Source organism: Streptomyces sp. IBSBF 3136, assembly GCF_036815105.1.
GTDB lineage: Bacteria > Actinomycetota > Actinomycetes > Streptomycetales > Streptomycetaceae > Streptomyces.
Map to the genome: position 1 here is coordinate 1 of NZ_JAJSZC010000173.1, position 10,993 is coordinate 10,993.

Here is a 10,993-nt window from a genome sequence, read left to right on the forward strand (position 1 = left end):
CCCGGGTGCGGCGGGTTCCGACGGCGCGGGCCGCCGCGATGCGCCGACTCCGGGGGAGGGGGCTGCCGAGTCGCCGGCCTTTGGTGAGGCTGTCGGCCGTCGGGCGTGGGGTCCGCCTGTGGCGGGCCATGAGGGCGCGGGCCCGCGCGATGCGTCGACTCCGGGGGAGGCGGCTGCCGAGCCGCCGGCTGCTGGCGGTGGTGTCGGCCGTCGGGCAGGGGGCCCGGGCACGGCGGGTTCCGAGGGCGCGGGCCGCCGTGCGGCGTCCGCTCCGGGGCAGGCGGCTGCCGCGCCGGGGGGCCGGGAAGTGACCCGAGCCGACGGGCCCGGCCGTCGGGCGCGGGACCCCGAGGCGGTGGGGCCCGTGGCAGTGGGCGCCGGCGCTCCCACGGAGCCGGCCGGACTTCCGGTGGGGCGTGGTGGGCCGGTGACCGGGCGGCGGCCGGGGGCGCCGTTCGAGGTGCCCGGCAGGGCCGAGGGGCCGGCCGGTCCGCACCGCCGCCGCACCGCGCTGCTGGCCGCGCTCGGCGTCGTGGCCGTAGGGGTCGTGGTGGCCGTGCTGCTCGCCGCCTCGGGGGGAGACGGCCGGCGCGGGGCCGCACACGGCACGACCGGTACCGCCGCCCCACGCGGCGGCGTCTCGGCCGCCGCTTCCCCGGCCGACCCGGAAACGTCCACCGCTTCCCCGTCCACGGGAGCCACGGGGTCCTCGGGGCCCACCGGCGGCTCCCCGACCGTCGACGGCACGGCCAAGCCGTCCGGGCCGCCGCCCGGCGGGCGTGTGGAGGCGGGCGGGTTCGCGTGGGCGCCGCCGCGAGGGTGGCGGCGGGACGTGAAGACGGGCGCCGAGGTGCACTACACCTCGCCCGACGGGCGGCAGGAACTCGTCGCCAAGTCGTCGCTGGCCCGGGGCGACCTCTGGGAGACCTGGCAGCAGTCGGAGCGGGACGCCCGGCAGGGCCGGGACTACGTCAGGGTCCGGCTGGCGCGGACCAGCTTCCAGGGGCACCCGGCGGTCGTCTGGGAGTACACCTTCACTCTCAGGGGCACCCCCTGGCACGCCCGTCTGCTCGGCTTCGACGCGGACGGGAAGTCGTACCAGGTCAACACCTGGTACCAGCCGGAGATCGAGACCGAGGCCGTACAGACGTACAGCACGGTGAAGGAGACCTTCACCGTGCTGTGAGTCAGTGGTCCGCAGTCCGCAGTCCGCAGTCCGGAGTCCGCAGTCCGGAGTCCGCAGTCCGGAGTCCGCAGCCCGCGGTCCGCAGGCCGCGGAGCGGCCCGGGTCAGCCCGTGGTGACCTTCTCGGGCTCGTCGGTCACGGACACCGCCGTCCGGCGGCCCGCCTCCACCTTCTGCTTGATGAAGGCGATCGCCAGCACGATCGCCGCGACCAGCAGCGACAGCAGCACCGTCTCCCGGCCGTCGTGCTCGGTGTCGAACAGCATGTAGACGAGGACGAACACGATCATCGCGGCCGTCGCCCAGGTCAGGTACGGGTACAGCCACATCTTCACGACGAGCTTCTCCGGCGCCTCACGCTGGATGATCTTGCGCATCCGGAGCTGCGAGAAGCAGATGGCCAGCCACACGAACAGGGCGACCGCACCGCTGGAGTTGAGCAGGAAGAGGAAGACGGTGTCCGGGTACTCGTAGTTGAAGAAGACCGCCACGAAGCCGAAGACGACCGAGGACAGGATCGCGGCCATCGGGACACCGCGGGAGGTGGTCCGGGCGAACGCCTTCGGGGCGTCACCGCGCTGGCCGAGCGAGAAGGCCATCCGGGAGGCCGTGTACAGGCCCGAGTTGAGGCAGGACAGCACCGAGGTGAGCACGATGACGTTCATGACCTCGCCGGCGTGCGGGATGCCGAGGGAGTTCAGCGCGGCGACGTAGGAGCCGTCCTTCGCGATGGACGGGTCGTTCCACGGCAGCAGCGAGACCACGACGAGGATCGAGCCCAGGTAGAAGACGCCGATTCGCCAGATGATGCTGTTGGTGGACTTGGTGACCGCGCGCTGCGGGTCCTCCGACTCGCCCGCCGCCAGGGTGGCGATCTCGCTGCCCATGAAGGAGAAGACGACCAGCAGCACACCGGTGAGGATCGCGCCCGGACCGTGCGGCAGGAAGCCTCCGTGTCCGGTCAGGTTGGAGAAGCTCGCCTTGTCGGCGTGCACGCCCGGCAGCACGCCGAACACCGCGAGCAGACCGACGATCACGAACGCGCCGATCGCCACGACCTTGATGCCGGCGAACCAGAACTCGAACTCGCCGTAGGAGCCGACCGAGACCAGGTTGGTCGCGGTGAGGACGATCATCACGATGAGCGCCCAGCCCCACTGCGGTACGGCCGGCACCCAGCCTTCGAGGATCTTGGCGCCGGCGGTGGCCTCCACGGCCAGCACGACGACCCAGAAGAACCAGTAGAGCCAGCCGATGGAGAAGCCGGCCCAGCGCCCGAGCGCACGGTCGGCGTGGGCCGAGAACGAGCCCGAGGTGGGATTGGCGGCGGACATCTCACCGAGCATCCGCATCACGAGGACGACGAGCGTGCCGACGAGGGCGTACGACAGGAGGATGCCGGGGCCGGCGGTGGCGATACCTGAGCTGGAGCCGACGAAGAGTCCGGCACCGATCACGCCGCCGATGGCGATCATCGTCAGGTGACGGTTCTTGAGACCTGCTTGAAGTCCGGAACCAGGGGTCATGGACGGAATTCCTTTGCGCCGGTGGAGCGATTCCCGTTCGAGGGGGGGTGCCGTTGTGTGGCTGCGAACAGGACCTCGCACGAGCGGTGTACGAGGCGGTCCAGTGAATCGGAGGCGAATGGGTTAGGGAACCTCCGAATCCAGATTGTTACTTGAGGTTTCCTTGAGCTTCAATGGCCTGGCTCACATTTTGCGGCGCCGACACCCGAAGCTGCTGCCCGGAAAGGGCCGTGTCACACTCGTCCCATGCGCGTGTATCTCGGCTCCGACCATGCGGGCTACGAACTCAAGAACCACCTCGTCGAATGGCTCAAGGCGGCGGGGCACGAGCCCGTCGACTGCGGGCCCCACATCTACGACGCCCAGGACGACTACCCGCCCTTCTGCCTGCGTGCAGCGGAGAAGGCGGCCGCGGACCCGGACGCCCTCGGCATCGTGATCGGCGGCTCCGGCAACGGGGAGCAGATCGCCGCGAACAAGGTGAAGGGGGTGCGGGCGGCCCTGGCCTGGAGCGAGGAGACGGCCGCGCTGGGGCGGCAGCACAACAACGCCAACGTGGTGGCCGTGGGTGCGCGGATGCACAGCACCGAGGAGGCGACCAAGTTCGTCGAGGTCTTCCTCGACACCCCGTTCTCCGGTGACGAGCGTCACATCCGCCGCATCGACATGCTGGCCGACTACGAGACGACGGGGAACCTCCCGCCGGTCCCGGCCCACCACCCGCAGCAGGACTGAGGGCCCCCGGGGGGCCGGAAGGACAGAGGGACCTTGCCAGAGGGGCACACGATCCACCGGCTGGCGCACGACTACGCCGCCCGCTTCTCCGGCAGGGCCCTCAGGGTGACCAGCCCCCAGGGCAAGTTCTCCGACGCCGCCGCGCTGCTCGACGGCGCCGTGCTCACCGGCACCGAGGCGCACGGCAAGCACCTCTTCCTCGGGTTCCGGGACGCCGACTGGGTCCACATCCACCTCGGCCTCTTCGGCAAGGTGGCCTTCGGCTCCGCCCCCGCGCCGCCGCCCACCGACACCGTCCGGCTCCGGCTGGCCGACGCCACCTCGTACGTCGATCTGCGCGGTCCCACCACCTGCGCGCTGATCACGGACACCGAGAAGCGGGCCGTGCACGATCGCCTCGGGCCCGACCCGCTGCGCGCCGACGCCGACCCGGACGCGGTGTACCGGAGGATCTCCCGCAGCCGTACGACCATCGCCGCCCTGCTGATGGACCAGAAGATCGTCGCCGGCGTCGGCAACGTCTACCGCGCCGAGGTGCTGTTCCGGCACGGCATCGACCCCTACCGGGCCGGCCGGGACATCACCCCCGCCCAGTGGGGCGCAATCTGGACCGACCTCGTGGAGCTGATGCGCGAGGGCGTCCGCCACAACCGCATCGACACCGTCCGCCCCGAGCACACACCCGAGGCCATGGGCCGGCCGCCCCGCGTGGACGACCACGGCGGCGAGGTGTACGTCTACCGCCGGGCCACCCTGCCCTGCCACGTCTGCGGCACCGCGATCCGTACCGCCGGGCTCGCCGCCCGCAACCTCTTCTGGTGCCCGGACTGCCAGAAGCCCTGGGCCGCGTCCGGATCAGGCCAGGCTCGCCGATCCGTGACCCGACCCCGTCCGGACAAAAGAGCCTAGAAGCCGTGCGGCAGCCACGGCGCCACCGGCGAGCCGAACGCCACCGCCGCCTCGGCCAGCGCACCCCGCCGCAGCTCCCGCACCCGGCCCGCCCCCGCGAGCGCCGGCAGGCTCACGCCGCCCAGGTAGGCCGCCCCCAACTCCCGTACCGACAGGGCGAGGTCGGCCGCGTCCGAGGTCCGCTCGCAGGACGCGCCCTTCGGGTCCCCGGTCAGCCGCCAACGGCCCGTGTTCCAGGGGCAGAAGGCGTCCTCGACGTCCAGGACGACGTCCACCGGCGTCTGGTACGTCCGCGCGGCGAGCGCCGCGCCCACGTCGACGAGGCGGAGATGGCACGAGTCCCGCGTGCGCGGAAGGCAGCGCCGGATGTCGGAGACCAGGTGCTGCCAGGAGTCGTCGAGCGGCCGCCCCCGCATGGTCAGGGTCGTCATCAGGTCGATGTCGAACAGGAAGCGCCACAGCGCCGCCTCGGTCGCCGGGTCCAGGGCCGCCAGGTTCTCCAGCGTCACCGTGCCGTCGTGCCCGCTCGGGCCCCAGCCCAGCTTGGTGCGGAAGCGGGCGTACCCGGTGACCTCGCCGTCCCGCTCGGCCACCACGCACTGCAGCGCCGAGGCGCCCGCCCGCTCGCTCTCCGGATCCAGCAGCCCCGCCCGCTCCCAGCCGGGCTGCCGGGCCAGCATCCCGGGCCGGCGCGGCACCAGCTCCGCGTACACCGCCTCGCACTCGGCGAGCACGTCGGCGGGGTCCGCGTACCTCAGGCGCACCTCCCCGGCACCGGCCGGCAGCGCCAGCGTCACCCGGCCCGTGTCGATCTCGGCCTGCAGCTGGAAGGCGGCGGCGCCGTAGCCGAAGCGGCCGTAGATCGCCGGCTCGGACGCCGTCAGCGCCGCGAGCGGCTCGCCCAGCGCGCGCACGTCGTCGAGCTGGCGCCGCATCATCGAGGTCAGCACCCCCCGCCGCCGGTGCGTGGCGGCCACGCTCACCATGGTGACGCCCGCGGTCGGCACCAGGGCGCCGCCGGGCACGGTCATCCGGAAACTGAACGCCCCGCCCGTCCCGACGATCGCGCCCCCGTCCCACACCGCCAGCGAACGGTCGAACTCGGTGAGCGACCTGTCCAGTTCGCGTTCCTCGGGCGAGGCCGAACCGCCCCCGAAGGCGCGCAGCAGCGTGTCCCACCACGGATCGAACTCCTCCGGGCGCAGCACCTTCGTCCCGGTCGCGCGGTCAGTCGCCATACGCCATGCCTATCAGGGCAATGCGGGACGAGCGAGCGAATTTCTCCCGGTCGGGCGCGAGATGGCGCCCGGTGCCGTTCACTGGGTGGTTGAACCGCGAAGTTGAGCCTCGGACGGGGGACAAGTGGGACCTCCCGTGCCAAGCGGCTGGTCCGATGGATAGGGTCCCGAACTAATGGCAGCAGGACGAGTGCGGCGCGCGAAGGCCGAGACGTTCACGGCCCGGTGGAAGATGCAGTGGCACCGGGTCCGCGTCGGCCTGCGCAGAAGCGCGGTGGACTACTTCCGAGGCAACGGCTCGGACTGGATCGCGCTGGCCGGCCTGTTCCTCACCATCCCCGTCCTCACGGCCATGACCCTCGGCAACGCCGTGTGGTGCTCCCCGGCCACCCTGGTGCTGCCCATCGTCGCCGGCGGCCTGCTGCTGCGCCCGGCGAGCCTGCTGGGCCTGTACGCGGCGGCGGCCACCGCGCTGATCGTGGAGTCGGTCCGGCTCGGCCCTTACACCGAGGGGCCGTCGCGGGTCACCCCCGGCGTGGTCCTCGTGGTCGCCGCGTGCGGCTTCTTCGGGCTGCTCACCGCGCAGTTCCGCAGCCGGGTCGGCGTGCCCTGGCGGCGCGGCGGCACCATGCTCTTCGACCTGCGCGAGCGGATCCGGGTCCAGAGCAAACTGCCCAAACTGCCCCAGGGCTGGCACCACGAGATGGCCCTGCGCCCGGCGGGCGGCCAGTCCTTCTCCGGTGACTTCGTCGTCGCCGCCCGCACCAACGGCGGCCGCACCCTGGAGGTCGTGCTCACCGACGTGTCCGGCAAGGGCATGGACGCCGGGTCGCGCGCCCTGCTGCTGTCGGGCGCGTTCGGCGGCCTGCTCGGCTCGCTCCCCCCGCACGCCTTCCTCCCCGCCGCCAACGGCTACCTGCTCCGCCAGGAGTGGGACGAGGGCTTCGCCACCTCCATCCACCTGGTCCTCGACCTGGACTCGGGCGACTACGAGTTGTACTCGGCGGGCCATCCGCCGGGGCTCCAGCTCAGCGCGGGCAGCGGCCGCTGGGAGGAGAAGGCCGCCGAGGGCCCGCTGCTCGGTGTCTACGACGGCGCCCAGTTCGACTCCGTCAAGGGCTCGCTGCGGCCCGGGGACGTGCTGATGCTGTTCACCGACGGCCTGGTGGAGACCTCCGACCGCGACATCGTCGAGGGCATCGACCGCCTCACCGGAGAGGCCGACCGCTACGTCGCCGGCGGCTTCCACGGCGCAGCCTGGCACCTCATCGAGGCGGTCGCCAAGGACGTCAACGACGACCGCGCCCTCCTCCTCATCTGCCGCCAGTCCTCCGCACCGGGCCGCTGAACCCGCCGTGGTGGGGTTTTCCCCCGCCCGGATCCGCCGGCCGCCCGCATGGTCCCGCCCCCCTGAAGCTCCGTACGTTCGAGGCACCAGCGAACGCCCGCGGACCGGAAGGACACCCATGCCAAGCGACTGGGCCGTAGAACTGCACGGCGTCACGCGCCGCTACGGACGCTCGACCACCGCCGTGCACGCCCTGCGCGGCATCGACCTCGCTCTCCCCTCCGGCACCTTCACCGCCGTGATGGGGCCCTCCGGCTCCGGCAAGTCCACCTTCCTGCAGTGCGCGGCGGGCCTGGACCGCCCCACCGCGGGCCGGGTGGTGCTCGGCGGCACGGACATCACCGGCCTCAGCGAGAACAAGCTGACCGCGCTGCGCCGCACCCGCCTCGGCTTCGTCTTCCAGGCGTTCAACCTGCTGCCCTCCCTCACCGTCGAGCAGAACGTCGTCCTGCCGACGCGGCTGGCCGGCCACCGCCCCGACCGCCGCCGCTGCGCCGAGGTCCTCGCCCAGGTCGGCCTCGCCGACCAGGCCCGCCGCCGCCCCGCCCAGCTCTCCGGCGGCCAGCAGCAGCGCGTGGCCGTCGCCCGGGCCCTGGTCGCCCGCCCCGACGTCGTCTTCGCGGACGAACCCACCGGCGCCCTGGACACCACCACCGCGGCCGAGATCCTCGCCCTGCTGCGCGGTGCCGTCGACACCCAGCGCGCCACGGTCGTCATGGTCACCCACGACCCGACCGCCGCCGCCTGGGCCGACCGTGTCCTGTTCCTCGCCGACGGCACCCTCGTCGACCATCTGGACCGCGCTCCGGCCGACCGCATCGCCGCCCGCATGACGACCCTCACCAGCCACCTGGCCCAACGGAGGACCGCCGCCTAGGCGTATTGATCACGAGCGTTGTTGACACGCGCAGGGCTTGATCTGTCCCTGGAGCCCGGCGAGGTCGCCTGGACGAGGGACCCGCCCGCCACGCCGGGGTGCGGATCGGCGGCCGGCTGCGCCGGCGGCCGCCCGACGGAACGAAGGCCGCGCCGGTCGTCGTGGCACGTACGCCGCGGCCCCGCCCGTCCCGGCTGACGACGGGCCGCGGCGACCTCGCCACCCACGTAACCCCCGTTCGACACCGAACTGTGGACCAGGGGCGGTCACGCCGTCGGGCCTCGCCCCGCTCGGCACCGTGCCGGGCCGCGGCGGCTGGACCGCCGCCTGCTCCCTCGACCGGGAGCTCAACGCCCGGGCCGACGCCGTGACGGCCGCCGCGCTCGGCGGGTTCGCGGCCGTCGCCGCCGGAAACACGCTGGTCATGACCGTCCTCGTCCGGCGCGCCGCGCTCGGCGTCCTGCGGCTGGTCGGCTCCACCCGCGCCTCCACGGCCTTCGCCGGCGGCATCGTCGTCCTCGGCCCGACCGAGGTGACCGTTCCGGCCAGGGCGGCGCTGCGCCGGGAGACACTGGAGCGGTGACCGAGACACATCTCAGCCCGGCCGAGGTCGAGAACCTGGCGCGCACCGCACACGAGGGGCAGACCGACAAGGCGGGGCGGCCGTACGCCGAGCACCTCGCGGCCGTCGCCGAGGGCGTGCGCGCCCGGGGCGGTGACCCCGAACAGATCGCCGCGGCCTGGCTGCACGACGCGGTCGAGGACGACGCGCTGTCGGCCGAGTGGCTGGCGGGCGCCGCCCTCACCGAGCGCACCAAGGCGATCGTGCGCGCCGTCACCAAGCGGCGGGGGGAGGAGCCGGAGGCGTACGCGCGCCGGATCCTGGACACCCCGGGCGCGCTGCTGGTGAAGGAGGCCGACCTGGCGCACAACGCCGACCCGGCCCGGCTCGCCGTCCTCGACGGACCGACCCGGAAACGACTGACCGAGAAGTACACGCGGATGCGCGCACTCCTCGGTCTGTGAGCGGGGCGGGCGGGGCTAGGCGCTGACCTTCTCCCGCTCGCGTTCCTTCGCCTGGCGGTCGCGGGCGAGTTCGGTCGCGTCCTGCCGGAACGCCCACTCCATCTTCGGTTCCATCGCGAAGCGGAAGACCCGCTGCACCGGCCGGGTGCACAGCAGCGTGACGACGGTGGCCGCCACGGCGGTCACGGCGATCTCGCCGAGCGGGTGGTGCAGCCAGGTGTGGTCGAACCAGCCCCGGTAGTCCGCGAACTTCACCAGGAAGCCGTGCAGCAGGTAGCCGTACAGGGTGCCGGCGCCGAGGGCCGTGAACCACATCTTGCGGCGCGGCACCCAGGCGAAGAAGCAGGCCGTCAGCAGCAGCGAACAGCCCATCAGCGCGAGCGTCATCACCGGTCCCGACCACCACGGGGCGGCCAGCTCCTGGGCGGCGTCACGGTGGTAGAACCACGAGGTGTTCATGCGGGGCACCGCCCACCAGCCGACCACCAGCGCGGCGGCGAACACCGGCACCGAGGCGATCCGGACCGAGCGGCGGCGCACCAGGTGGAAGTGCTCGGGCTTCATGCTCAGGCCGAGCACGAAGTACGGCAGGAACTGGAGCACGCGCTGGAGGTCGAGGTCGTCACCGATGTTCGGGGTGACGGTGGCCAGCATGGCGAGACCGACGGCCAGCGGCAGCGGCCAGCGCACCAGCTTCCAGATCGGCGTGGTGAGCCGCCAGATGAACAGGGCGACCAGGAACCAGGTCAGGTACCAGGGGTCGAGGAGGCTGATCTCCTCGTGGGAGCCGGGGTCCACCGCGTTCTTGAAGAGCGGGTAGGCGGTCTCGAAGATGACGTACGGCACCGCGACACCCGTGATCAGCCGCTTCAGCCGGTCCGGGCGCATGTCGAAACTGCGGGAGAAGAAGCCGGAGATGATGATGAACGCCGGCATGTGGAAGCAGTACACCACCGTGTACAGGGCCTCCAGGATCCGGCTGTCGCCCTTCAGCGGCTCCCAGGAGTGCCCCATCGCGACGAGCACGATCGCGAGGAACTTCGCGTTGTCGAAGAACGAGTCGCGCTGTTTGCCCGGTCTGTCCGCCTTCTTCGCCGGCGACTGCCGCGCCTGGGTGCTCATGGGGGTGCGCGGACTGGGCACTCCGTCCGCCGGCGGCTGTGCCGGGGGGAGTGGCCTGCGGTTCTGGCCGGGGGGCGAGGCGGCGTCAAACATCTCAGGCACCCTAGCGTCGTCCGTGGGATTTCGTAAAACCCCGGCTGTCATTCCTGGTTATCCCGCTCGGGTACCCCCCGATTCACATAACTTGCCTGCCCCGTCCACGTGATGGTCGGCACAACTGAGCCCGCCATTCACCTGCGATGTCCCGATTCATCCTGACTAATTGGGTCATACGACGCCTCGGTGCCATCAATTCGAATTACCTACGCGTGAGATGTGTGGACACGGAAACGAACCTGCGCAATTCCTCGGTGGGTCCCGTGCGGGTACCCGGGTGAATTACCGTGCGGCGCTGCCGGCGTGCCTGACCGATGTCCAACGTTGTGTCACGAGCCGCATAGGGAGGCCGGGTTGGTGGCACGATGGTTCTGGCGGAGGTGCGGGCGCGCGCCTCCGGGCCGGGAGAGGGACCGACCGAGGGTGTGATCAGTTGTGGCCATTTCACTGTCCGTGGTGCTGCTGTTGGCGATCATCCTTGTAGTACTGATCCGAGGGGGGAACATCAAGGCGGGGCCGGCCATCGTCGCCGTCCTCTTCGGCTTCTTCCTCGCCTCCACCGGCATGGCACCGTCCATCAACCGGTTCCTGAACTCGATAGCCGAGACGATCAACTCGATCAACTTCTGACCCGGCCCGGGCGCCGGCGGCCCCCGACGGCGCCGGCCGGCTCGTGCGGGCACCGCACACCCCTTCCTTCACGAGCGGCCGCTCGTACAGTCAGTCGCGCCACCCAGGGCCGCCCCAGGGCCGCCCCAGGGCCGCACCCCACGTCCGCGTTCCCGCGGCCGCGCCCGTCCCGCGCCCCCGTCTGTCACTCGAACGGAGTAATCCGGCGCTGCGAGCCGCCCGGAAAACAGCCGGGGGGGGGGCCCCCCCCCCCCGCCCCCCCGGCCCCCGGGCCGGACCCATCGGGGGGCCGGCATAAAAA

11 protein-coding genes are annotated in these 10,993 nt (G+C 72.2%); 8 read left to right on the forward strand and 3 right to left on the reverse strand.

Features of this window, described 5'->3' with window-relative positions; translation table 11 throughout:
- Positions 1–427 precede the first annotated feature (427 nt).
- The gene (locus V7E45_RS29360) at positions 428–1,186 is read left to right on the forward strand and encodes a hypothetical protein (protein WP_333777222.1); all 759 of its coding nucleotides are present in this window, start codon (positions 428–430) and stop codon (positions 1,184–1,186) included.
- A 103-nt stretch (positions 1,187–1,289) separates the two neighbouring features.
- Here the strand turns inward: V7E45_RS29360 and V7E45_RS29365 are convergent, their stop codons facing one another.
- Positions 1,290–2,711, reverse strand: a complete 1,422-nt coding sequence (locus V7E45_RS29365; RefSeq protein ID WP_333777223.1) for an amino acid permease — start codon at positions 2,709–2,711, stop codon at positions 1,290–1,292.
- A 246-nt stretch (positions 2,712–2,957) separates the two neighbouring features.
- On the opposite strand from V7E45_RS29365, the gene V7E45_RS29370 reads away from it, so the two are divergent.
- Positions 2,958–3,446, forward strand: a complete 489-nt coding sequence (locus tag V7E45_RS29370) for a ribose-5-phosphate isomerase (RefSeq protein ID WP_333777225.1) — start codon at positions 2,958–2,960, stop codon at positions 3,444–3,446.
- A 33-nt stretch (positions 3,447–3,479) separates the two neighbouring features.
- A complete protein-coding gene (locus V7E45_RS29375) occupies positions 3,480–4,355 on the forward strand; it encodes an Fpg/Nei family DNA glycosylase (RefSeq protein WP_333777226.1) in 876 nt (291 codons plus the stop codon).
- Here V7E45_RS29375 and V7E45_RS29380 read toward each other — a convergent pair.
- Positions 4,352–5,593 (reverse strand): GNAT family N-acetyltransferase, encoded by a 1,242-nt coding sequence (locus V7E45_RS29380; RefSeq protein WP_333777227.1) that lies wholly within the window; start codon positions 5,591–5,593, stop codon positions 4,352–4,354. The genes V7E45_RS29375 and V7E45_RS29380 overlap by 4 nt on opposite strands.
- Before the next feature lie 175 nt (positions 5,594–5,768).
- Here V7E45_RS29380 and V7E45_RS29385 point away from each other — a divergent pair, with 175 nt between their 5' ends.
- From V7E45_RS29385 to V7E45_RS29400, 4 genes are all read left to right on the forward strand, one after another.
- On the forward strand, positions 5,769–6,941 hold the full coding sequence (locus V7E45_RS29385) for a PP2C family protein-serine/threonine phosphatase (RefSeq protein ID WP_333777228.1): 1,173 nt from the start codon (positions 5,769–5,771) through the stop codon (positions 6,939–6,941).
- Positions 6,942–7,059: 118 nt separating this feature from the next.
- Complete coding sequence (locus tag V7E45_RS29390) at positions 7,060–7,818, forward strand: ABC transporter ATP-binding protein (RefSeq protein WP_333777229.1); 759 nt, start codon at positions 7,060–7,062, stop codon at positions 7,816–7,818.
- Positions 7,819–8,116: 298 nt separating this feature from the next.
- Positions 8,117–8,401: a hypothetical protein gene (locus tag V7E45_RS29395; protein WP_333777230.1), complete on the forward strand. Its 285-nt coding sequence runs from the start codon at positions 8,117–8,119 to the stop codon at positions 8,399–8,401.
- Positions 8,398–8,844 carry an HD domain-containing protein gene (locus V7E45_RS29400; protein WP_333777231.1) on the forward strand — a complete coding sequence of 149 codons (447 nt, stop codon included), beginning with the start codon at positions 8,398–8,400 and terminating at the stop codon, positions 8,842–8,844. Before V7E45_RS29395 ends, V7E45_RS29400 begins: the two co-directional genes overlap by 4 nt.
- A gap of 15 nt (positions 8,845–8,859) precedes the next feature.
- Here the strand turns inward: V7E45_RS29400 and V7E45_RS29405 are convergent, their stop codons facing one another.
- Positions 8,860–9,966: an acyltransferase family protein gene (locus V7E45_RS29405; RefSeq protein ID WP_443056281.1), complete on the reverse strand. Its 1,107-nt coding sequence runs from the start codon at positions 9,964–9,966 to the stop codon at positions 8,860–8,862.
- Positions 9,967–10,497: 531 nt separating this feature from the next.
- Between V7E45_RS29405 and V7E45_RS29410 the strand changes: the two genes are divergently transcribed.
- Positions 10,498–10,692, forward strand: a complete 195-nt coding sequence (locus V7E45_RS29410) for a hypothetical protein (protein WP_333777233.1) — start codon at positions 10,498–10,500, stop codon at positions 10,690–10,692.
- Positions 10,693–10,993 lie beyond the last annotated feature (301 nt).

Coding starts and splice junctions, on each gene's coding strand:
- V7E45_RS29405 (WP_443056281.1), bottom strand. CDS start 9,966: ATGAGCACCCAGGCGCGGCAGTCGCCGGCGAAGAAGGCGGACAGACCG.
- V7E45_RS29365 (WP_333777223.1), bottom strand. CDS start 2,711: ATGACCCCTGGTTCCGGACTTCAAGCAGGTCTCAAGAACCGTCACCTG.
- V7E45_RS29370 (WP_333777225.1), top strand. CDS start 2,958: ATGCGCGTGTATCTCGGCTCCGACCATGCGGGCTACGAACTCAAGAAC.
- V7E45_RS29390 (WP_333777229.1), top strand. CDS start 7,060: ATGCCAAGCGACTGGGCCGTAGAACTGCACGGCGTCACGCGCCGCTAC.
- V7E45_RS29380 (WP_333777227.1), bottom strand. CDS start 5,593: ATGGCGACTGACCGCGCGACCGGGACGAAGGTGCTGCGCCCGGAGGAG.
- V7E45_RS29385 (WP_333777228.1), top strand. CDS start 5,769: ATGGCAGCAGGACGAGTGCGGCGCGCGAAGGCCGAGACGTTCACGGCC.